This is a genomic window from Pyramidobacter sp. C12-8 (assembly GCF_002007215.1).
Lineage (GTDB): Bacteria > Synergistota > Synergistia > Synergistales > Dethiosulfovibrionaceae > Pyramidobacter.
In genome coordinates this window covers 1-21703 of the sequence record NZ_MUHX01000006.1, presented here as the reverse complement: position 1 = coordinate 21703, position 21703 = coordinate 1, and the positions used below count along the sequence as shown (strand labels likewise).

General features: G+C 60.4%; 24 protein-coding genes. 8 read left to right on the top strand and 16 right to left on the bottom strand.

Annotated elements, in window-relative coordinates:
• Positions 1 to 223: 223 nt before the first annotated feature.
• Complete coding sequence (locus tag B0D78_RS03430) at positions 224 to 1501, top strand: hemoblobin-interacting domain-containing protein (protein WP_078015591.1); 1278 nt, start codon at positions 224 to 226, stop codon at positions 1499 to 1501.
• Positions 1502 to 1787: 286 nt separating this feature from the next.
• Here B0D78_RS03430 and B0D78_RS03425 read toward each other — a convergent pair whose 3' ends face one another.
• The 5 genes from B0D78_RS03425 to tpx all read right to left on the bottom strand — a co-directional run bounded on the left by B0D78_RS03425 (position 1788) and on the right by tpx (position 5159).
• Positions 1788 to 2576 carry a ZIP family metal transporter gene (locus B0D78_RS03425; protein ID WP_120372173.1) on the bottom strand — a complete coding sequence of 263 codons (789 nt, stop codon included), beginning with the start codon at positions 2574 to 2576 and terminating at the stop codon, positions 1788 to 1790.
• A gap of 16 nt (positions 2577 to 2592) precedes the next feature.
• Entirely contained in the window at positions 2593 to 3384 is a 792-nt protein-coding gene (locus B0D78_RS03420; RefSeq protein WP_078015589.1) for a class I SAM-dependent methyltransferase, read from the bottom strand.
• A gap of 23 nt (positions 3385 to 3407) precedes the next feature.
• On the bottom strand, positions 3408 to 3968 hold the full coding sequence (locus B0D78_RS03415) for a class I SAM-dependent methyltransferase (RefSeq protein ID WP_199674692.1): 561 nt from the start codon (positions 3966 to 3968) through the stop codon (positions 3408 to 3410).
• A gap of 122 nt (positions 3969 to 4090) precedes the next feature.
• Positions 4091 to 4558, bottom strand: coding sequence for an IS30 family transposase (locus B0D78_RS13570; protein ID WP_168169981.1), 468 nt, complete (start codon positions 4556 to 4558; stop codon positions 4091 to 4093).
• 88 nt (positions 4559 to 4646) lie between these two features.
• Positions 4647 to 5159 carry a thiol peroxidase gene (gene tpx / locus B0D78_RS03405; protein WP_078015586.1) on the bottom strand — a complete coding sequence of 171 codons (513 nt, stop codon included), beginning with the start codon at positions 5157 to 5159 and terminating at the stop codon, positions 4647 to 4649.
• Between tpx and B0D78_RS13200 the strand changes: the two genes are divergently transcribed.
• Positions 5160 to 5318 (top strand): hypothetical protein, encoded by a 159-nt coding sequence (locus B0D78_RS13200; RefSeq protein WP_205948257.1) that lies wholly within the window; start codon positions 5160 to 5162, stop codon positions 5316 to 5318. It begins immediately after the preceding gene.
• Between the two features lie 56 nt (positions 5319 to 5374).
• A complete protein-coding gene (locus B0D78_RS03400) occupies positions 5375 to 6085 on the top strand; it encodes a serine hydrolase (RefSeq protein ID WP_078015585.1) in 711 nt (236 codons plus the stop codon).
• Positions 6086 to 6278: 193 nt separating this feature from the next.
• Here B0D78_RS03400 and B0D78_RS03395 read toward each other — a convergent pair whose 3' ends face one another.
• The 5 genes from B0D78_RS03395 to B0D78_RS03380 all read right to left on the bottom strand — a co-directional run bounded on the left by B0D78_RS03395 (position 6279) and on the right by B0D78_RS03380 (position 9594).
• Positions 6279 to 7034, bottom strand: coding sequence for a phosphate ABC transporter ATP-binding protein (locus B0D78_RS03395; protein ID WP_078015584.1), 756 nt, complete (start codon positions 7032 to 7034; stop codon positions 6279 to 6281).
• Positions 7031 to 7456 (bottom strand): ABC transporter permease subunit, encoded by a 426-nt coding sequence (locus B0D78_RS13385; RefSeq protein WP_240496107.1) that lies wholly within the window; start codon positions 7454 to 7456, stop codon positions 7031 to 7033. The genes B0D78_RS03395 and B0D78_RS13385 overlap by 4 nt, the downstream gene beginning before the upstream one ends.
• A complete protein-coding gene (locus B0D78_RS13380) occupies positions 7441 to 7770 on the bottom strand; it encodes a hypothetical protein (protein WP_240496106.1) in 330 nt (109 codons plus the stop codon). The genes B0D78_RS13385 and B0D78_RS13380 overlap by 16 nt, the downstream gene beginning before the upstream one ends.
• Positions 7767 to 8615, bottom strand: a complete 849-nt coding sequence (locus tag B0D78_RS03385; protein ID WP_078015583.1) for a PstC family ABC transporter permease — start codon at positions 8613 to 8615, stop codon at positions 7767 to 7769. Before B0D78_RS03385 ends, B0D78_RS13380 begins: the two co-directional genes overlap by 4 nt.
• A 154-nt stretch (positions 8616 to 8769) precedes the next feature.
• On the bottom strand, positions 8770 to 9594 hold the full coding sequence (locus tag B0D78_RS03380; RefSeq protein ID WP_078015672.1) for a phosphate ABC transporter substrate-binding protein: 825 nt from the start codon (positions 9592 to 9594) through the stop codon (positions 8770 to 8772).
• A 496-nt stretch (positions 9595 to 10090) separates the two neighbouring features.
• Between B0D78_RS03380 and B0D78_RS03375 the strand changes: the two genes are divergently transcribed.
• Entirely contained in the window at positions 10091 to 11503 is a 1413-nt protein-coding gene (locus tag B0D78_RS03375; RefSeq protein WP_078015582.1) for an S-layer homology domain-containing protein, read from the top strand.
• 268 nt (positions 11504 to 11771) lie between these two features.
• On the opposite strand, the gene B0D78_RS03370 is transcribed toward B0D78_RS03375, so the two are convergent.
• The gene (locus B0D78_RS03370; RefSeq protein WP_078015581.1) at positions 11772 to 13136 is read right to left on the bottom strand and encodes an ATP-binding protein; all 1365 of its coding nucleotides are present in this window, start codon (positions 13134 to 13136) and stop codon (positions 11772 to 11774) included.
• A gap of 279 nt (positions 13137 to 13415) precedes the next feature.
• Between B0D78_RS03370 and B0D78_RS03365 the strand changes: the two genes are divergently transcribed.
• Complete coding sequence (locus B0D78_RS03365) at positions 13416 to 14834, top strand: S-layer homology domain-containing protein (RefSeq protein WP_078015671.1); 1419 nt, start codon at positions 13416 to 13418, stop codon at positions 14832 to 14834.
• A gap of 716 nt (positions 14835 to 15550) precedes the next feature.
• Positions 15551 to 16942 (top strand): S-layer homology domain-containing protein, encoded by a 1392-nt coding sequence (locus tag B0D78_RS03360; RefSeq protein WP_078015580.1) that lies wholly within the window; start codon positions 15551 to 15553, stop codon positions 16940 to 16942.
• A 157-nt stretch (positions 16943 to 17099) separates the two neighbouring features.
• Here B0D78_RS03360 and B0D78_RS03355 read toward each other — a convergent pair whose 3' ends face one another.
• Positions 17100 to 17357 (bottom strand): Txe/YoeB family addiction module toxin, encoded by a 258-nt coding sequence (locus B0D78_RS03355; RefSeq protein WP_078015579.1) that lies wholly within the window; start codon positions 17355 to 17357, stop codon positions 17100 to 17102.
• A gap of 2 nt (positions 17358 to 17359) precedes the next feature.
• The gene (locus B0D78_RS03350) at positions 17360 to 17617 is read right to left on the bottom strand and encodes a type II toxin-antitoxin system RelB/DinJ family antitoxin (protein WP_078015578.1); all 258 of its coding nucleotides are present in this window, start codon (positions 17615 to 17617) and stop codon (positions 17360 to 17362) included.
• A gap of 282 nt (positions 17618 to 17899) precedes the next feature.
• Here B0D78_RS03350 and B0D78_RS03345 point away from each other — a divergent pair, with 282 nt between their 5' ends.
• Positions 17900 to 18505: a hypothetical protein gene (locus B0D78_RS03345; protein WP_078015577.1), complete on the top strand. Its 606-nt coding sequence runs from the start codon at positions 17900 to 17902 to the stop codon at positions 18503 to 18505.
• Between the two features lie 154 nt (positions 18506 to 18659).
• On the opposite strand, the gene B0D78_RS03340 is transcribed toward B0D78_RS03345, so the two are convergent.
• Positions 18660 to 19052, bottom strand: coding sequence for a type II toxin-antitoxin system death-on-curing family toxin (locus B0D78_RS03340; protein WP_078015576.1), 393 nt, complete (start codon positions 19050 to 19052; stop codon positions 18660 to 18662).
• Positions 19033 to 19194: a hypothetical protein gene (locus B0D78_RS12755; RefSeq protein WP_009164375.1), complete on the bottom strand. Its 162-nt coding sequence runs from the start codon at positions 19192 to 19194 to the stop codon at positions 19033 to 19035. The genes B0D78_RS03340 and B0D78_RS12755 overlap by 20 nt, the downstream gene beginning before the upstream one ends.
• 370 nt (positions 19195 to 19564) lie before the next feature.
• Here B0D78_RS12755 and B0D78_RS03335 point away from each other — a divergent pair, with 370 nt between their 5' ends.
• Positions 19565 to 21025 carry a lipid II flippase MurJ gene (locus B0D78_RS03335; protein ID WP_078015575.1) on the top strand — a complete coding sequence of 487 codons (1461 nt, stop codon included), beginning with the start codon at positions 19565 to 19567 and terminating at the stop codon, positions 21023 to 21025.
• Positions 21026 to 21443: 418 nt separating this feature from the next.
• Here the strand turns inward: B0D78_RS03335 and B0D78_RS13195 are convergent.
• The coding region (locus B0D78_RS13195; protein WP_205948256.1) for a hypothetical protein at positions 21444 to 21703 on the bottom strand (260 nt) is incomplete at its 5' end.

The following is a 21703-nucleotide window of genomic DNA, read 5'->3' as shown; positions in this document are numbered from 1 at the left end:
TCGCTTGAAGCGTAGCGCGCGAATCTTTTCGCGATTATTATACCGCCGAACGCGCGCGAAAAACATTGTCTTCGGCGGCGGAGCGGGAAATATCGCCCGCTTCCCGAGAAAAATTTGCCGGCGGCTTCAGCATGGGGATTTTCGTTGACACGCGGCGGCGGGAAATGCTATGATGACGCTGATGTTAGATTTATCTAACTACAATATCCAAGGAGGCTGAGCTATGTTGAAAAAAGGACTGACAGCGGCAATCGCCGCGCTGGCATTGGCGGCGTGCGGAGCGGGGAGCGCCGAGAGCGCGCCGGTTTTCGTGCTGATGAACGTTCCCTACGACGATTTTTACAGGGCGGAACTGACGAAGAACCCCGTGCCGGTGGATGCGGTCACCTCGGCGACCGTCGCCAAGGCGAGGAACGCGAAGCTGGTCGGAGGCACCTACCACACCGGCGACGACAAAGCGCTGGTCATCGAAGGCGTGACGTTCCCCGTCAAGACTGACGAGGCGGCGCTGAAGGGATTTGCTCGCGCCGCTTCGGCCGACGAATTGTTCGCCCTCGGCAGCTACGCCTGGACCGAACTGGCGCAGGTTCCCGCGTTCTTCAAGGAAATGAGCGTTGCCGGCGGCGCGCCCGCCTTCGGCAAGGTGCAGGGGCTGCCGGAAGTGGCCGTCGCGGACGTGAAGGGCAGCGTCAGGACCATGACCCGGCGCGGCGACTACCAGATGAAGCTGGACGGCTTCGACACCGACCCCGAGAAGGAAACGCTGTACGGCGTGATCGTCCGCACGGCGCAGAGCGACTACGGCATGCGCCGCCTGGAGAACATCTGGCGCGGCGGCCGCGAGCTGGGCTGGAACGTGGGCCACACCAAATTCATCAAGGACGTCAATCCCACCTTCCCCGCGCACTACAAGACCCTGACCGGCACGACGATCACCGGCCTGACCTACATCACCGACAAGGCCGTCTACAATGTGGACGCGCAGGTTTATCTGCCCGTCCTCACCGGCTGCCGTCTGAAGGCGGAGAACGCCGCGCTCGCGGCCGGCGGCACGGCGTTTGCGATCGAAGGCGAGCTGCCCAGGGACTACGTTCCCGTGTACGACGCCGGCGCGCTTGACGGCGGCGCGGCCGCAGACGGCCGCATCGTTTGGTCCGCGCAGAACAAGCCCGGCGAATACGAGATGAAAATCACGGACGAAAAGGGCGTGTACGAGACGCTGACCGCGATTTTCGTGCTCTCGACCGACGCGCTGCCCGCCGCTTGGGACGCGGAAGGCGGACGCCTCGTCCCCGTCGGCGGAGAAGACGATTTCAAGAACTATCTGCGCTGCGTCCGCGAGCTGACGATCGACGGCACAGCGGTCAATCCGAAGAAAGCGAAGGTCATCGACGGCGAAGGCCGCCTCGACCTTTCCGCGCCGCTCTTCAAGGAGCGCAGCGCCGTGACCGTCCGCGCCGCCGGTTATCCCGACCTGAGCTTCGAAGCCGCGCGCCGCTAGCCGACTGTCCGCGCCCGGCGCGGCATGAAAAAGCCTCCGGAAGTTCCGCAGGAACGCGGGATTTTCCGGAGGCTTCTTGAATTAATTTATCATGAGCTGTTTATCGATGCGTGGGGATGGGAACGAAGGCCAGCACGGAGGCACAGAAAAAAAACGGAAAAACACGATACGCGCGATCGGTGAACCGGGCTGGCCGATCCCGCTTTTATCAGCGTGATGACGCGGCGTTTGCCGCGTCTCTCCGTGGCCTGGCGTCTCCGCGGCATTTTTTGTCCCGCCGCCGTTCTCACCCCAGCATCACGTCCAGCGCCATCATGACGCTGAATCCCAGAGCGAACGAGAGCGTGCCGCAGTCGGAGTGGGGGCCCTGCGACATCTCCGGGATCAGTTCTTCGACGACGACATAGAGCATGGCGCCGGCGGCGAAACTGAGCAGATAGGGCATGGCCGGTACGACAAGGCCGATGGCCAGCAGCGTGCCGGCCGCGCCCAGCGGCTCGACGGCGCCGGAGAGCACGCCGCCCGTGAACGCTTTCCATTTGTTCTGCCCTTCGGCGTGGAGCGGCATGGAGATGATCGCGCCTTCCGGAAAGTTCTGGATGGCGATGCCGACAGCCAGCGCCAGCGCGCTCATCGGCGTGATGTTCGCCGTGCCCGACAGCAGGCCGGCGTAGACCACGCCGACGGCCATGCCCTCGGGCACGTTGTGGATCGTCACCGCCAGAACCATCATCGTCGTGCGTGCCAGACGGCTGCGCGGCCCCTCCGCCTCCTCACTGAACTGGTGCAGGTGCGGAATGGCGTGGTCGAGCAGCAGCAGAAACAGGATCCCCAGCCAGAAGCCGGCGACCGACGGCACGACGGCGCCCCGGCCGTAGTCCGCCGCCAGATCGATGGCCGGGATCAGCAGGCTCCACACGGAAGCGGCCACCATCACGCCGGCAGCGAAGCCGGTAAGGCTCTTCTGCACGTTTTCCCTCAGGTTGCCCTTCATGAAGAAGACGCAGGCCGCGCCCAGGCTCGTGCCCAGAAACGGGATCAAAAGCCCCGCGGTCACGTGAACAGCGTTTGTCACGATGATTTCACTCCCGTCATTTTCTTCCCGTCAGCAGCGCCGAGCCCGTGAGCATCAGACGTCGGGCCTCCGCCGGGCTCATGAACATGCCTGTGGTCGTGTCGAGCAGCTGAACTTCTTCATACCCCCGCCGCTTCAGTTCGCGGACGAACTCCCGCATGTCGCCGTAGCGCGACGGCGTCATCAGGTCGTGGATGGCGAAGACGCCGCCCTTCTTCAGCACGCGCAGCGTTTCCAGAAGCAGTTCCCGTTTGTCGGCGCCGCGCACGTTGTGATACACGTAGTTGCTGGTCACGGCGTCGAAACTTTCGTCGGGAAAGTCCAGCTTCAGCGCGTCGCCGCGGGCGAAGCCGACGTTGCTCGTGCCCTCGGCCGCCGCGTTGCGCTCGCAAAGCGGCTTGTTGTACGAGGCGTACTCGCGTCCCCAGCGGTCGATGCCCAGCATGGAACCCTGCGGATTGCGCTTGGCGCAGGCGATCGTCAGCGCGCCGCTGCCGCAGCCCACGTCCAGTCCGCGGCCTCCCGGCGGCAGTTCGACGTACCGCGCCGTGCCCTCCACGATCTGGCGCGCCAGCTGCCGTTTGCCATTATAGGAAAAGGCGCGGTACATGACGATGAACTGCGCCGCGAGAAGGCCGCAGAGCGCGCAGATCGTCCCGGCGGCGACGGTCCAAGCGATCCGGGCCGTCCGTCCTACGCCCCAGCCGGCGGCTCCGAAGGCGGCGAAACACAGCCCGCCCGTCGCCGACGCGGCCAGCAGCGCCGCGATCAGCCCCTTCGGCACCCAATTTTTGTAATCGGCTTTCATGATACAAATGCGCCCCCTTCCTGTCAATCCGCTTTCGGCTTGCGGCCGACGACGGTATAGATCAGCCCGCGCAGCCGTTCGTTTCTGATCACCGCGAAGCCGTGACGCTCCATGCGCGCCGCGGCGGCGTGCCGGTTTTCGCTGCGGCAGTCGCCGCTTCGCAGCAGCGGGAAAATGATGCGGTTGTCGAGCCACGCCCCCAGTCCGCCGACGCCCGTGTCGGAGAGCAGATACAGCCCTCCCGGCCTCAAAACGCGATAAACTTCCCGCACGGCCTCGTCGGCGTAGGGATAATGGTGAAAGCTCTGGATGCACGTGACGACGTCGAAAACGCCGTCCTTCCAGGGCAGTTTGTCGGCGCTTCCCAAAACGAATTCCGCGCCGGGGATCTTTTTCCCGCGCGCGACGTCGATCATCCCTTCCGAGATGTCAAGCCCCTTGTAAACGGCGCGCCGCTGCCGGGCCAGTCCGTCGAGAAGAAAGCCCGTGCCGCAGCCGACGTCGAGCAGCGATTCGTATCGTATCTCCCGGAGATACGCCAGCGCGTCGGCGCCGCTGACCCTGGCCGGGCCGGAATAGTACATGCCGGTGTTTTCGTCGTAGACGGCGGCCTGTCTGTTGAAATGACGGCGGGAAAGTTCTTCGTAATTTTTCGTGCCGATCGCCTCCCATTCGTCTTTTTCGAATTTGAATTAGTTGCAGCTAACTATAAATATATCACGCGCCGGTGCGAATATTCAAGCCAAGAGCAACGAAGTCGAGTGGAAAATCTCATCAGGAGGTTTCCAGCCAAGACATTTACGAGGTCGCGTGTTGAAGCGGCTGACATACATTTGGATAATTTCGTCGGGGATATCCGTGACGTCCTTCCTCTTGAGAAGTATTCCCTCAAAAGCCCGTTGGCGTTCTCGTTCGTTCCCCTCTGCCATGGTTGATGCGGCTCGGGATAATAGAATTCGATTCCCCCAAGACCGGTGTTGATCTGTTCGCAGTTGGAGAACTCGCAGCCACGGTCGGGCGTGATGTTCTTATGCGGCAGATCTTTCAGCAGGTCGATGATGGTCCTGTCGACGCAGTCGTCGGCGGTCTTGCTTTCCGCTTCGCGGCGCAGGAGAAGGCGGCTCTTTCGGTCGACCAGAGTGACACGACAGGCTTTTCTTCTTGTGCCGCACACGAAAAATGCCGCGAAAATACCCCTCGAAGGCCGGAAACGTTCCGGCTTTCGAGGGGCGTTTTTGTGGAGCGGTATTCGTGTTTTGTCCTTACGCCAGCGCCTTGACGGCCTCCAGCAGCTTGTCGTAGTCGATGGAGTTGGTGGCCTCGGGCACCACTTCGATATAGCGGATCACGTCGTCGCAGTCGACCACGAACACGGCGCGGGCCAGCAGGCGCAGTTCCTTGAGCAGCACGCCGTAGGCCGTGCCGAACGACGCCTCGCGGTGGTCGGAGAGCGTCGCCACCTTGTCGAAGCCCTTGGCGGCGCAGTAGCGCTTCAACGCGAAGGGCAGATCCATGCTAACGTTGAGCACGTACACGTCGCCCAGCTCGGCCGTGTCCTCGTTGAACCACGTGGCCTGCAGATCGCAGACGGGCGTGTCCAGCGACGGCGTCACGGAGAGCACCTTGATCTTGCCCTCGTAATCCTTCAGCGATTTGGGCGCCATGGCCGTGTCGACCACGATGAAATCGGGCGCCTTGTCGCCGACTTTCAGCTCCGGTCCGACCAGCGTGAGCGGATTCCCCTTCATCGTGACGACGCCTTTTCTTTCCTGCATGTGAATGACCTCCTTAAGATTAACGGCCGCCGCATCGTTCTCCGGCAGCGGGTGAATTCCGAGCAAAAAACACTTCTTTGCTTCTACGAATATTTTGACACACAAAGCGAAAAATTGCAAGGACCGCGGGAAGCCCAAAAAGCCGCCGCGGAAAATTGACAGCGGCGGCGGGAGCGTTTACACTCTTGCAGGATCATTCATAAGGAGGAGTTTTCATGCCTGAAAACTGGAAAGGCGGCGTTCTGCGGGCGATCGCCGGCGCCGACGGCGGCGCGCCGGCGGCGGCCGTTTACGACGGCGCGGCGGACCTGCAGCTTGTCTATAACGGCGGCCGGTTTGTGCCCGCCGGGCTGATGGCGGCGCTGCCGGCGCTGTGGAATCTTTTCGAGCGCGTCGAGGCGGACGGACTCAAGCTGGAAGAACCGCTTCCCGGCGCTTCCATGAGCTGGGAAAACGCGGCCCGCGACGTCTGCGGCGGCAGCGTGGAAGCGGCCAACGCGCTGATCGGCGCGCTCGGCATGGAAGCGGTCAACGCCGCGGCCCGCCGCGCCGGCATGACGCAGACGGAGATCCGTCGCCCGGTGGGCGAGAACGAATCGCTGCGGGGCAACGTCACCTGCGCCGAGGACGCGGCCGCGTTCTTCCGCCGTTTGATCGGCCGCGAAGGCCTGTCGGAGGCCAGTTGCCGGCGCCTGCTGGCGCTGATGTCGGAATTTCGGGGCGATGACAAGTTCGCGTCCGTGGGAGAAAAATGCCTGGCGCATTTCGGCGCTTCGTTTCCCGGCAGCGAATACGACGCGGGGATCCTCTGTCCCGACGGCAAGCGCCCCGTGGCTGCCGCGGCGCTGACCATGCTGCAGCCGGATCGGGAAAAGGCCGCGCTCTTCTGCCGCCGCGTCGCCGAAGCCGTCTGCGGTGAAGGCTGAGAGGCGTAGGGGCGAAGGTCAAGACAAAAGCTGCCACGGAGACACTGAGAAAAGCGAAAAACATGAACTATAGAAATACGAGGGAAGCCGGCAGGAAATTGTTCTCCTGCCGGCTTCCCTCATGTTTTTGCCGCGGCGCGGCGACCGTTTCCCGCCTTTCTTTGTATCTTCGTGTCTCCGTGGCGGTTTTTGTTTACAGCAGACGTTCGATGAACAGCTCGCCTTCGCCGCCCGCGGGCAGTTCGGCGGCGTCGAAAATTTGGCGCAGCGCGCCGCCGCGCAGCACGGCGAGGCGGTCGGCGAGGCGGCGCGCCTGGAGCAGGCTGTGCGAGACCATCACGATCGGATAACGTTCTTTCAGCGACAGCAGCAGATCTTCGACGACCTCGGCGGCGCGGCGGTCGAGCGACGCGGTCGGTTCGTCCAGCAGCAGCACGTCGGGTTCCAGAGCCAGCGTGCGCGCCAGACAGAGGCGCTGCTGCTGGCCGCCCGACAGCGATGCCGCGGACTGATGCAGGCGGCCGGCGACCTCTTCCCACAGCCCCACCTGCTCGAGCGCCTGCTTCATGCGCCCCTCGGCCTCCGTTCCCTTTAGCCCCAGCGTCAGCTGCAAGGGCAGCAGCACGTTGCGGGCGACGCTCAACGGCAGCGGATTGGGCGACTGAAAGACCATGCCGGCGCGGCGGCGCAGCTCCGGCAGCGGCAGCGACGCGTCGTCGACGGCCCGCAGGCGGCCGCCGATTTTCAGCTCCACGCGGCCCGACGTGCGCAGCGCCGGAAAACAGTCGTTCAGCCGGTTCAGCGACCGCAGCAGCGTCGTCTTGCCCGAGCCGCTGCGACCGACCAGCACCGTGATCGCCCGGTCGGGACATTCCAGCGACAGACCGCTGAGAATGTTCTGCGCGCCGGCGCAGACGTTCAGGTTTTCGATGCGCGCGCACAGACTCATGGGCGCTCTCCTTTCCATTTTCGTTCGAGGCTCCTTTGCAGGGCATGGGCGCACAGCAGCAGCGCGCCCGAGAGGATCAGCAGTACCAGCGCCGCGCCGAAGCCGCGCCGCAGATCGTTCTGGTCGGCGTACTGCGCCGAGATGTAGAAGATGAAGAACGGCAGCGCCTCGTACTTGGCCGTCAACCCGGCGGGCAGCCCCGCGTTGGCGACCGCCCCCGTGACCATGATCACCGCCGTGTCCTCGGCGGCGCGTCCCAGCGCCAGCATCACGCCGCCGAGGATGCCCCGTCCGCCCGCGGGCAGCAGCAGATGGCGCGCCGTCTGCCAGGGCGTCAGTCCCAACGCCTCGCCCGTCAGCCGCAGTCCGTCGGGAAGGCTTTCCAGCACCGTCCGCGTCGTGATGATCAGCGGCGGCAGCACCAGCAGCGCCAGACAGAACGCCGACAGCAGCAGGCACGTGGTGGCCTCGGGCGCGAACAGCCGCCGCCGGGGAGCAACGCCAGCGCCATCGTCAGCGCCAGCAGCGACAGCGTGCCCGCGGCCGCCGGCCAGATGCCGTCCCAGACGGGAAACTGACCGAGTATCGCCTTTAGCGGCGGCGCGTCGCCGAAGAACAGTTCCAGCCCCAGCTCCGGGGCGCCTTCGGCGCACAGATGCCACAGCATGGCGCCGACGGCGGCGGGCACGATCAGCGCCGCGCCCCACGAAAGAATCAGCAGCGCCCGGCTCCTCATGCGCTTTTCTCCTTTTGCGTCTTCAGGCGACGCACCGTCAAACTGGCCGCGGCGCTGAAAAACAGCAGCAGGCCGCCGGCCGCGAACAGCGAATGGTACGCCTGTCCGGTCACGTCCGTCGAGGTGATCAGACCGATGTGAGCGGAGAGCGTCCGCATGGCCTGCAGCGGCGTGCGCGCATACTGCACGGCGTTGCCGGCCAGCATCGTCGGGATCAGCGTGTCGCCCACGGCCCGGCCGAATCCCAGCGTCGCGGCGCTGAGCAGCGCGCGGCGCGACGCCGGCAGCCCGATCCACGCCAGCGACTGCGCGGGCGACAGCCCGAGTGCCGCCGTCGTCAGCGCCGTGCGCTCCTCCATGGCGCGGAGCGCGCCGTCGATCACCAGCGTCATCGCCGGCAGGATCTGCAGGCTGAGGACCAGCCCCGCCGACAGCCAGCACAGCCCCGATCCGCCCAGAGAGCGCCGCACCAGCGGCACGAGCAGGAACACCGAAACGAAACCGTACACCACCGTCGGCACCGCCGTCATGAAGCGGATCACCGCGCCGAGAGCGCACGCCGCCCCGCGGGGCGCCAGCCCGTGCATGAAACAGGCGCAGCCCAGCGACAGACACCACGACAGCGCCAGCGCCGACAGCGACAGGACCAGCGTCGCCCAGACCATCGGCGCGATGCCGTACTGCCCGGCGTCGGGCCGCCACGCGTCGCCCATCAGCGCCGCCGCGTCGCCGCCGAGCGCCGCCTGCAGCGCGCAGACGATGATAAAGCCGAACACCGACGCCATCAGCGCCCCCACGCAGGCCGCCGCGGCCGAGAGCCACGGCGGCGCTCCGTTTTCCGTCATCGAATCATCTTCCTTTTTTATTGCCCCGAATATTTATCGCCCCGACGCGAAAAGCGGCAGAACGCTCGTCACGATATGGATACGACGACGCGGGGAAAGCGCCGAAGCTTTCCCCGCGTGAATTGTGCGCTGCGAGAACTTTTCCCGCGTCCCGTTATTTGCGGGGCAGGGGAATGTAGCCGCTTTTGCGGATGATCTCGGCGCCCTCGTCGGTGTAGATGTAGTCGATGAACGCCTTCGTCAGGCCTTCCGGCTCGCCCTTCGTGTTCATGAACAGGTCGCGCACCACCGTGTAGGAACCGTCGGCCGCGTTCTCCTGCGTCGCCGTCATGCCGTCCAGCGTCGGCGCTTTCACGGAGGCGTCGATGTGGCCGATGCCCACGTAGCCGATGGCGCGCTCGTCGCCGCCGACGGCCGTCTTCATCGCGCCGTTGGAGTTGACCACGTTCACGCCGGGGGCCAGCTCGCCCTTGTTGATCACCTTGTCGGTGAACACTTCGCGCGTGCCCGAACCGTCTTCGCGCCCGAACACGTTGATGGCGCCCGCCGTGCCGCCCACTTCCGACCAGTCCTTGACCGTACCGGCGTAGATCGCCGCCACCTGTTCCTTCGTCAGCGCGCCGACGGGATTGGCGGGATTGACCACGACCGCCACGCCGTCGATGGCGAAGGGGAACGTCTTCAGCCCGTACTGGGCGATTTCCTTTTCTTTCAGAGGGCGGCCCGTGTTGCCGATGGCGACCAGACCTTCGCCCGCCTGCTTGACGCCCACGCCCGAGCCGCCGCCGGCCACGGTGATGCGGATCTCGGGATTGACGCCCATGATGCGCTTGGCCGCTTCCTTCATCACGGGGATGTGCGCCGTCCCGCCGGCGATGTCCATCGTACCGGACATGCCCTTGAAGGCGTCCAGCGGCGCGGCGGCCGCCGCCGAAGCTGCGGCGAGAGCCAGCGCGGCGGAAAGGAAAATCTTTTTCATATTCATGTTTTTCATCTGCTCCTTTGAAATGAAAATAATCTATACAACCATAAAGAATATCTTAGACGAAAAGGACCTTCCGTGATACTGCCGAATAACTGAGAACTCCGCAAAGAAATCTAAGCGATTTAAGCTGTTTGTCGTGTATTCCCGAATCCTATCGAGGCGTGCTTAATTCATAACTTCATGTTTTGAAACAAAAACCACCACGGAGACACGGGGCCTCCGTAGTGGTTTTTGTTTGATTGGCCGAAATGGCTTTATTTTGAAAAGGGGATTTAAAGTTCCCGAGCATTGATTAGTTATGACAGACTAACTATAATGATCATGCGTTAGATCCTGTTTTTGCGACGGGATTCGCTTTTCAAAGAGGCGGCGACAGGGCCGAAGAGGAAGCGGCGAGGCAACGAGGAAACTCCCGAAGAGACTTCTCCCCCGCTCGCGAAGCCGAATTCGAGAAGCGCGCAAAAAAATCGTTCGAGGAGGAGTTTTGAGAATGAGTATGAAGAAAATGCTCGCCGTAGTGGCCGCCGCGTCGCTGGCGGCCGCAGCCGCGCCCGCGTTCGCCGCGAACCCGTTCAGCGACGTGCCGATGAACCACTGGGCGTACGACGCCGTGGAGCAGCTGAGCGCGAAGGGCATCCTGGAAGGTTATCCGAACGGGACGTTCAAGGGCAACCGCGCCATGACGCGCTACGAGATCGCGACGATGGTGGCGCGCATGATGGCCGCGGGCGGCCTGAGCGGCGAAGACCTGGAGAAGCTGAAGGCGCTGGTGGTGGAGTTCCAGCCCGAGCTGGAAGCCTTGGGCGTGAAAGTGGACGGCTTCGACAGCCGCCTGAGCGCTCTTGAAAAGGGCGTGGGCGGATGGAAGATCAGCGGCGAAATGCAGTTCGACTTCGTATCCGGCGACAACGATCTGACGCTCAACAAGCACGGCTTCGAGTTCGACAGCGCGCGCCTGTTCCTGCACAAGGATCTGGCCGACGGTCTGAGCTTCGACGCCGAATACGGCGACGGCGTCTTTGACCGCTTCTGGCTGACCGCCGAGGACTTCCTCGGCTGGGAAGGTCTTACTCTTAAGGCCGGTCAGTTCGACATCGACTGGGAAGACGACGACGGCCTGTACTACGGCGAACACGAAGACAGCGGCCTGTTCATGGGGGTACCCTATCGCGGCTTCGGCCTCAGCAAGACATTCGGCCTGGCCGAGGTGAGCGGCTTCGCCGCTTCCAACGTAAGCGATGACGGCGTCAGCATCTACGATGCCAACGCCAGCGACGAGTACTACGGCGCCCGTCTGAAGCTGAACTTCAACGAGAAGCTTTGGCTGAGCGTCAACGGCCTGTGGACGAACGACGACACGGATAAATACAAAACCTACTGGGCCGGACTCGGCTTCAAGTTTGCCGAAGGCTTCGAACTGAAGGGCGCGTACTACATGCAGGACATCGACAACGTGGCGCCGGGCGATCCCGACGATCCCAAGGCATGGAAGGTCGCCCTCGACGTCAGCCAGGACGTGCTCAAGTTCACGTCTCTGTGGGCCGAGTACGCCAAGTTCGACGACGGCTTTATGGCTCAGAATCTTCCCTACGCGTTCAGCAAGCTGGGCGATTACTTCGAAGAATATGCCTGGAACGGCACGGGCGACGTCGAAGCGTGGCTGGTCGCCGCCAAGCAGGAGTGGAACGACAAGTGGAGCACCTTCGGACGTTACGGCCAGTACAAGCCCGATGCGGGCGACAAGGTCAAAGAGTGGGCGGTCGGCGTCGGCTATCAGTACACCCCCAACCTCTACTTCGAGCTGTCCTACGACAACATGGACTTCGGCAGCGGCCTGACCAAGGGCGCCGACAAAATCACGGACGACAAAGTCATCCGCTTCCGCACCCTGCTGACGTTCTAAATCCAATTCGTGTCTGCAAAAACAGAGGCGGCTGCTTTCGGGCAGCCGCCTTTTCGCGTTCTCGGAGGAACGGCGCGCTTTATATCGAGAATGAGTATAGTTCGGCATTTTAATTGAGAAATAGTGTAAGGTGTTTCATTGAAGATCTGCGCTGGGCGGAGACGCGACGACAACAAAAAGACAAGGCGGCGCGCCATTTCCGGCGCACTCGCCTTGTCTTTCGTTCAGGAACGTTCTGGAAATTCATTGTTTTGATCAGGAATTGTTGTTACAGATCGATTGCCTGTTCGTTCAGCAGAAAATCCTGCACGCCGAGGTACAGAATGCCTTTTTCGTCATGCCACGGAATGATATTGTCCTTGGTCACAACGATCTTTCTGAAAGAATCGTCGATGCGGTTCAGAGAGTTGATTTCCTGTTCCTTTTTTTGCGGTTCGTCGATATGGAGGGCTGATTGAATGTAATATCTCCGATTCCCCTGGTTTACTACAAAATCCACTTCGAGCTGGATCGTCGCCCTTTTTTCTCCCTTCTCGGTTTTTCTGCGGCTGTTATACTGTACAACGCCGACGTCGACGTTATATCCGCGGCGGATCAGCTCATTGTAAATGATATTCTCCATAATGTGAGTTTCTTCGATCTGCCTGAAATTCAGCCGTGCATTTCTCAGACCAATATCCGTGAAATAGTATTTCAGCGGAGTGGAGAAATACCCCGCGCCTTTGATGTCATACCGCTTGGCGCTGTCCAGAATGTAGGCTTCCCTGAAGTAATCGAGATAGCCTGCGATCGTGTTATGGGAAACTTTGATCTTTTTTTCCGAACGGAAGCGAGCTTCCAGTTTGGATGGATTCGTCAGCGAGCCGATCGCCGACGAAACGAAATCCAGCAGAATTTCAAGAATTTCCTTGTCGTTCCTGATGTCGTTCCGCTCGATAATGTCTTTGATGTAGGTCTCTTCGAACAAATTCTTCAGATACTGACTCTTTTCTTCCGGCGTTTCCAGAGACAAAAGGTAAGGCATGCCGCCGTACGTGCAGTAATCCCTCCATGCGTCCCCGGTACGGGCGTCGAAGAACGAGGAGGATGACGAAGCCGGAATGGGAGACCTTGAGCGGACCTCTTCATATGCCGGACAGAACTCGGCAAAGGACAGCGGAAACACCCGTATTTCATCGCCTCTGTCCCGGAACTGCGTCAGCACCTCTTTGGAAAGCATTTTGGAGTTGCTGCCGGTGACGTAGACGTCCACGTTTTTGATCTTCATCAGGCCAAGCACCGTGTCGATAAACGTTACTTTTTCATCGGGGGTATCCACGTACGGATTGGGAACCTCCGCGCATAACTGTATCTCGTCAATAAAAACGTAGTGCCGCCGGGACGTGTCCGCAATTTTATCTTTGATATGCGCGTCGAGTTCGAACGGATTTCGGAACCGGATATTTTCGATTTCATCGAGCGGCATTTCGATGATCTGCTCTTTCCGAACGCCGTTTTCCAGCAGATAGTCCTTATAGAGTTCAAAAAGCAGATAAGACTTGCCGCAGCGTCTGATGCCGGTAATAATTTTGACGCGCCCGTTGTCTTTTTTTCGGATGAGCGCGTTCAGGTATCGATTTCTTTTGATTCTCATCTTTTTTCCTCCTGCAGACTATTTTTATTCCAAGACGCATTTTTTGTCCGTAGCAATCATACCGAGAATTGGCAAAACGGTCAATCAAATATGATCGATTTTGATTCCACGATTCGCCATCGGCTGCGAAAAATGGTATTATAGTGGCGCGCGGTTCGCGAGCGTGTGGCCGCGCGGTGACGAATGCCGTCGATCGGCCGGTCCGCCGGCCTTTTTCTCCCGTGTCCGCCGTCGCGGCGCAGGAATTTTCTGTCTTTCGAAAAGCGGGGTGAAGCGAAAATGAATATCCGCAGAACTCTTTTGCTTGCGGCGGCGCTCGCGTTGGCGGCGCTTTCCGCCGCGCGCGCCGAGCCGTTCGACGACGTGCCCGCCGGCCACTGGGCTTATGACGCCGTGGCCGAACTCGGCGCCAAGGGGATCCTCGAAGGCTATCCCGACGGCGCGTTCAAGGGCGGGCGCGCCATGAGCCGCTACGAGATCGCCGTCATGTTGGCCCGCGCGCTGGTCAACGGCGGCGCGGGCGGCGAAGACCGGGCCCGTCTTAACGATCTCGCGGCCGAATTCCGTCCCGAACTGGAAGCCCTCGGCGTGAGGACCGACCGTCTCGACGGCCGTCTGGGCGCCCTCGAAAAGGGGCTGGGCGGCTGGAAGATCGGCGGGACTCTGCGGTTCGATTACAACGCCTGGGACAACGATCTGCCCGGTTCGGGCGCGCTGAGCGACGGCTTTACGTTCGACGAGGCCCGGCTTTACCTGCACCGCGATCTTGGCGGCGGGGTCGGCTTCGACGCGCGTTGGAGCGACGGCACGTTCGACCGTTTTTGGGTGACGGCGGCCGATTTCCTCGGCTGGGGGCTGACCTTCAAGGCCGGACAATTTGCGCTTGACTGGGAAGACGAGGACCGCCTCTATCATGACCGCCACGGGTTCTTCATGGGCTCCGCCTATCGCGGCGCCAGCCTGAAGAAAGATGCCGGCGCCGTGGAGCTGGCGGCGTTCGCCGCCTCGCAGCGCGCCGACGACGGTGATTCGGTTTACGCCGCCAACGCGAGCGACGAACATTACGGCGCCCGCCTCAAGGTCAATCTGGGCGAGCGCGCCTGGCTGAGCCTGAACGGCCTGTGGCGCAACGAGAACGACGCCGGTTTCAACACGTACTGGGCCGGGTTGGGATACGCGCTTTCCGACGGCATCGCCTTCCGCGGCGCTTATTACCGGCAGGATCTGAACGACGGGCTGGCGGACTATTACGGCGTTCCCACGGCAGCCGACGATCCCAAAGCCTGGAAGGTGATTCTCGACCTCGGCCAGGAAAAACTGCGCTTCACCAGCATCTGGCTGGAATACGCCCAGATCGACGCGGGCTTCCGCCTCGACAACGTCCCTTGGTCGTTCAACGACGACGTCGACTGGCCGCGGCGCGGCGCGAGACGCAATTTCTCGCTCGCGGGCGATACCGGCGTGTGGTTCGTGGGCGCGCGCCAGCAGTGGAACGAGCGCTGGAGCACGTTCGAACGGTATGCCCGTTACGACGTCGACAGCCTGTCGCCGGCGCCGCGCGAGTGGACTGTCGGCGTCGGCTATCAATACAGCCCCGGCCTGTATTTCGAACTGGCCTACAACGATCAGGACGGCGCCGTCAACATGAAGGATTACGACAGCAAGCAGGTGCGCTTCCGCACCATGCTGAGCTTTTAACCGACGCGTCAATTGTCAATTGAAGAGGAAAAAGCCGCCGCCGCGCTGAGGAGCGCGACGGCGGCTTTTTTATACTGTTTCTCAATTAAAAGGGTGAACGCAAGGGCGCTGCGAGGGCGATTCGCAAAGCGGGCTGCGCGGGCCGCGCAGCGGTCGAGGCAGTCCTGAGCGGGCGAACTCCCCGCAGCGCCCTGCAAACTATGTTAACGCTTTTTATCAAGAAGCGGAATTACGGGAGACGAGCTCTCCGCAGTCCATGGACAAAACGCTGAAAAAATACGGACCAGTCGCTGAAAATTTTTGGTGAAGAAATTTTGCGAAAGGGATTTTTTTGTTCAGGTCATAGAGATAAAATCCATTGTAATCACTTGATTGGATATAAAAAATAGAACATTGTCGAAGTTTTTTGTATTGTTTACGTTGTAAATATGGACGCTCTACGGTGAACGTAATAAGAGACCATTAAAATCAACGATCGAAATCTAAAATCTTCGGCGTTGGGCGAGGGGTTGCAAAACAAAAAATTTTTGCTAATATTAAGGCGCGTGCAGGAAGGATTCTGCGACGAAAACAGGATCGCTCGAAAAAAGCTGGGCGAAACGGGCCGAAGAGGAAGCGGCGAGGCAACGAGGAAACTCCCGAAGAGACTTCTCCCCCGCTCGCGAAGCCGAATTCGAGAAGCGCGCAAAAAAATCGTTCGAGGAGGAGTTTTGAGAATGAGTATGAAGAAAATGCTCGCCGTAGTGGCCGCCGCGTCGCTGGCGGCCGCAGCCGCGCCCGCGTTCGCCGCGAACCCGTTCAGCGACGTGCCGATGAACCACTGGGCGTACGACGCCGTGGAGCAGCTGAGCGCGAAGGGCATCCTGGAAGGTTATCCGAACGGGACGTTCAAGGGCAACCGCGCCATGACGCGCTACGAGATCGCGACGATGGTGGCGCGCATGATGGCCGCGGGCGGCCTGAGCGGCGAAGACCTGGAGAAGCTGAAGGCGCTGGTGGTGGAGTTCCAGCCCGAGCTGGAAGCCTTGGGCGTGAAAGTGGACGGCTTCGACAGCCGCCTGAGCGCTCTTGAAAAGGGCGTGGGCGGATGGAAGATCAGCGGACAGATGCGCTTCGACTACAATGCTTGGGATAAGGATGAGGACACAAAAGGCAAAAAGACTGACGGATTCGAGTTCAACCGCGCCCGTCTGTTCCTGCACAAAGATCTGACCGACGGCATCACGTTTGACGCCCGCTGGCACAAGGACACGTTCGACCGCTGGTGGCTTACTGCCCGCGATTTCATGGGCATGGAAGGCCTGACGCTCAAGGGCGGTCAGTTCGAGCTGAACTGGGAAGACGATAACGGCTGGGGCGCGGACAACAGCACGTTCTTCATGGATGACCATTATCGTGGCTTCGATCTGAAGTACAGCCGCGGCATGTTCACCGTCGAGGGTTTTGCTGCTTCCCATAAGGGCGATAATGTCTATACTGCTAACGACAGCAACGAGTACTACGGCGCCCGCCTGAAGTTCGACTTCAGCGAGAAGTTCTGGTTGAGCGTCAATGGTCTGTGGCAGAATGTCGATGACTCCAACTACAAGGCTTACTGGGCTGACCTCGGTTTCAAGTTCATGGAAGGCCTTGAACTGCGCGGTGCTTACTACATGGAAGACATCGCGGCTGACAGTGTGCTTGTTGCTGGCGTCGACGATCCCAAGGCCTGGAGGGCGGCTCTTGTCGTCGATCAGGACGTGCTCAAGTTCACCTCTCTGTGGGTCGAGTATGCCAAGATCGATCAGGGCTTTATCCTTGAAAATAGCCCTTGGAGCTTCAGCGACATCGTCTGGCCCGATCATACGAGCTTCAAGAGCGCTCAGGACACCGACGTTCTCTTTGTCAAAGCCAAACAGAAATGGAACGACAAGTGGAGCACGGTCGAGCGTTACGTCAAGTACGATATGGATACGGTTGGCGATGCCAAAGAGTGGAGCGTTGCCATCGGTTACCAGTACACCCCCAATCTGTACTTCGAACTGGCTTACGCCGACATGGATGGTCGTTGGAACGATCCTAACTACGACAACAACCAGATCCGCTTCCGCACCTACCTCACCTTCTAGTCGAATCTCCGCAAACGCAAAAAGCGGGGCTGCCTCGGCAGCTCCGCTTTTCCTATGCCGGGACGGCGTCGAATTCGGCGCCGTCCCGGCCTGATGCCCGACAATAAATCCGCGCCATTCCGGGGCAGCGCTGCCCCGGAACGGCGCGGATTTATTGTCAGGCATAGTGCGTGCGGCAGGAGATGACGACGATATGATCGTTTTCGACGCGGTAGACGAGCCGGTGCTCGGCGGTGATGCGGCGGCTCCAGTACCTTTGCAGGTCGTATTTCAGCGGTTCCGGTTTGCCGATGCCTTCGTAGGGGTTGCGATCGATGTCTTTCAGCAACTGATTGATGCGCCCGACAATCTTTCGGTCGCGGCTTTGCCACCAGAGATAATCGCCCCACGCTTCATCTGTCCATGTCTTCTGCATACTCAGTCGACTTCGATCAATTCGTGGGGGGTGAGGCGTCCCGCTTCGGCCTGGGCAACGCTGCGGCGCAGGTGCGCCATGTTGGCCGGGGCGTAAAAGGGATCTCTTTCGATCTCGAAGGGGATGCGGTTTTCTCTGAGCATGGCCTTGAAAAAGAGGTTGACGGCGGTGGACGGATTCATGCCGACGTCGGCGCAGAACGCCTCGACTTGCTTTTTGGTGTCCTCGTCGACGCGCACGGACATTGTGGCGAGTGCCATACAGATCACTCCTTTCGAGAAAATTATAACACTTTTTGACCGCAGTGCAATACTACGTAATGCTGTGTATTAGAAATAGGCGTCATTCGAACAGAACATTTTACCGCATCTTTCATGCCGGCTTTCAGTGAGGACGTTGAATTGAAAGTCGGCATGAAAGATGTCCGGAGCATATAGTGTTTCCTTTTTTGTACGTCTCTTGTAGTGTCTTTGACGTGCGGCGTCAACGAATATCCCGACCGGCCGATGAACTGTGTTTCGCGCCATGTCGTTTTTTGTGTTATGCTTACCGAAATGGAAGATGCGGGCGAGGTGAAACGATGGCCGTGCGGCACAAGATTCGCGATTTTTTTTCTGCGACGCGCAGGAGGCGCGCGCCGGGGCGCTGGTTTCGGTGACGGTGGGGGCGCTGTCGAAACCGGTCGGGTATCTGCGCACGCTGATGCTGATGATCCCAAGGCGTGGAAGGTTGCCCTCGACGTCAGCCAGGACGCGCTCAAGTTCACCTCTCTGTGGGTTGAATACGCCAAGTTCGACGAAGGCTTTGTCCTTCAGAATACGCCTTATGCTTTCAATGACGAAGTGTTTGTCGCGCCCGGGGTAAAGGATATGCTGGAAGCCAATCCTGTCCTTCAGGATATGAACGTTATCTTTGTCGGCGCTAAGCAGAAGTGGAACGACAAGTGGCATACCTTTGAGCGTTACGCCAAGTACGACATGGATAAAGTTGGCGATGCTAAGGAGTGGACGGTGGGCGTCGGCTACCAGTACAGCCCCAACCTTCGCTTCGAACTTGCCTATAACGACATCGATGTGAGCGACGATGCCGGGTGGGGTTTCAAGTACGACGACAACCAGATCCGCTTCCGTACGTTCCTTGCTTTCTAGTCGAATCTCCGCAAACGCGAAAAGCGGGGCTGCCTCGGCAGCTCCGCTTTTTTATCCTCCTGCTCCCTATGAAAAGAAGCGCTGGAAGTCTTTTTTCAGCGCTTCTTTACATTATGGGGAATCTTGTGCGCGCTTTTGTGACGCGTCGGAACGTTTAACCTGGTTGGGCGCGCTTGAGAAGCCATTGATAAATGCCTTGAAGATGAAGTTCGCCTCTGGCGATTTCGAGCGCCGTGTTCAAAAATTCGTCGTTGCCGGCTGTAAGCGTATAACCGTTGATCTTTAAAAAGTACGTGCCGAGCAACATTCCCATTCGCTTGTTTCCGTCCTGCAGCGGGTGTCCTTGTATGATGGAGCGAAAAATCACCGCTGCCAAACGGTACACGTCGTCATCGTAGTAGCACGATAAAGCTTCGAGATGAAGAACGTATTCGATAGGTTCTTCATTGATAATGGAGATCGGGTCGTCTGCGTATCGACAACGCAGGGATTCGATCACGTCGTCGATGCTTTCGGGCGAGAGCCACTCAATATTTGGCAAGGGCATCGAGAGCGTCTTTGCGTTCGGTTATAATGCTGTGAAGAATCGCGCGTTTTTCGTCGTCCAGTTTGCTGTCCCGCTGAGCGACGATTCCCGCCTTGTAACGGCGCGAAAGGGTTTTATCGAAGATTTTGTCGGTGGTTGTCATGGGGATTCCTCCTTATCGGCGTTGTGCCTCCGGCTTCGGAAGTCGTTTCGTCGTTTTTGCCGGAAAGCCCCGCCTTATACCTTGGGCTCTGCGGGGTCTTTTCGGATTTTCTTCGTGAAGGGAGACGTCGGGCCTTTGTCTGGGCATGTGACCGTCTCCTTTTTTTGTACGTCTATTGTAGTGTCTTTGACGTGCGGCGTCAACGAATATCCCGACCGGCCGATGAACTGTGTTTCGCGCCATGTCGTTTTTTGTGTTATGCTTACCGAAATGGAAGATGCGGGCGAGGTGAAACGATGGCCGTGCGGCACAAGATTCGCGATTTTTTTTCTGCGACGCGCAGGAGGCGCGCGCCGGGGCGCTGGTTTCGGTGACGGTGGGGGCGCTGTCGAAACCGGTCGGGTATCTGCGCACGCTGATGCTGGCGTGGCTGTTCGGCGCATCGGCGGGCATGGACGCTTTTTACGTCAGCATGGGGATCCTTTCGCTGCTGTGCCAGATCGTGCAGAATGTGACGGAATCGGCGCTGCTGCCGCGGCTGGTGCGGCAGCAGACGGAGGCGGATGCGGCGGCGCTGATGGCGCGCGTCTTTCGTCTGGCGTTGATCGGCGCGCTGCTGCTGGCGGCGCTGACGGCGGCTTTTTCGTCGCCGCTGGCGGCGTTTTTCGCGCGGCGTTTCGATCCGCCGCGGCTGAAGACGGCTGCCCGAATGCTGGTGATCCTGATCCCTTGGGGGGGCGCGTGGACGCTGATGCCCTTTTTCGAGGTCTGGAACAATTTCAAGGGGAGGTACAGTCTTTCGGTCTCTCTCTCGGCGCTGGGGCATGCGCTGCTGATCCCGGCGATCTGGGCGGCGTCTTTTTTCTGGGGCGTGTACGCCGTGCCGGCGATGTACAGTTTGGTGGTGGCGCTTCTGGCCTGGGGCACGTTCCGGGCCACGGGGGATTTCCCCTGGCGGGCTGCGGGCGCGGCGCGCAAAGAAGCGCTGCGCGAACTGCGCGCGGATTGTCTGCTCTGCGTCGGCATCGTCGGCGCCAGCGGGCTGTATCAGCTGGTGGATCGCTATTTCGCCTCGGGGCTGCCGGCGGGAAACATTTCCGCGCTCAGCTACGCGGGGCTGATCTACACGCTGCCGCAGAGCGTGCTCGCGCCGGCGCTAATGATCTATCTGCATCGCGTCAGCGCGCTGATGGCTTGTCCCGAAACGCCGCAAGCGCAGCTCAAAGCGGTGATGTGCACGGGCTGGCTTTACATGTTTCCGCCGGCGGCGCTGATGTCGGCGCTGAGCCGGCCGCTGGTGAGGATCTTTCTGGGCTACGGCGCCTTCGACGCGGCGGCGGTGGCGCTGACGGCGCCGTGCATGGCCGCGGCGGCGTGGAGTCTGCCGCTGATGCTGTGGGGGCAGTTCTTGTCGCGCTACGCGCAGGCGGCGTGCAGGCTGAAGACGATCCTGTCCGTGAGTTACGGAGCGCTGGCGCTGAACGCGTTTCTGGACTGGATGCTGGCGCCGCGGTGGGGCGCGCCGGGGCTCTGCGTGGCGACGGGGCTGACGTGGGGCGGCTCGGCGCTGGTCTATGCGGCGCTGTTGGCGCCGGGAGCGTTGAAGCACGCGGCCCGCGCGGTGTGGAAGCCGTCGCTCGCCTTCGCGCTGTCGTGCGTGGCGCTCTGGCCGCTGCGGGAAAACGGGATCGCGGCGGTCCTGGCCGGCGGGCTGCTGGCAGCGGCCTACTACCTGGGCGGCGAAAGGCTGGGTTTCTTCGATTCGGTGCCGCCGGTCTGGCGGCCGCGGGCGCTGTTGGCGCTGGCGCTGCGGCGAAAAAGAGGGGAATGAAGGCGGCGGGAAAGAGCCGGTCGCCTTCGATGGTGCGTTCCACGTGGAACATTTTGCATGAAGAGAGCCCGACGGCCGATTCTCCGTCGCGTCCTCCGGACGGTTCGATCGCGATGCGGAAACGCGCCGGCGAAATCCGCCCTCTGTTGTGCCGGGATCGCGGCGCCGCTGTGCGCGGAAAACGGCCCGTTCGTTTTTTTTAATTGATTTATCGGCGATGACGGGAAGGTCAAATTTTGTTGGGCGAGAATCTTTTGCTGTGAAGTGCGCATGAATTTTTAATGAAAGATCAAATATTCTGCCAAAATGATGAATTTAATTCGATCCGCGGGGCGAGGCTTCAGGTGAGACACGCTGTTTTTTTAGATTGGGCCGTGGACAAGACGGGCGCACTTTGATAAAATTCCAGAGAACCTGTTCACTCTTGTATGGACGAGCGAAAAGCAGAACGTTCGTCTGCGGCCTCTCCGCCCGCATCGCGGTGGAGTCGTCTGCTGGAACGGAGAAAGAAGCTGTCGGCGACGGTCCTTTGTGACGCGGTCGCAGGAGAGATGACGCAGGCTTGATTTTCGATAAGCGGCCCCTGCAGGGCCCGAAAATTTTCAGTTTTAGGGAGGCCACACCAATGGCAAAAGAGAAATTTGAGCGCAGCAAGCCCCATCTGAACATCGGAACGAT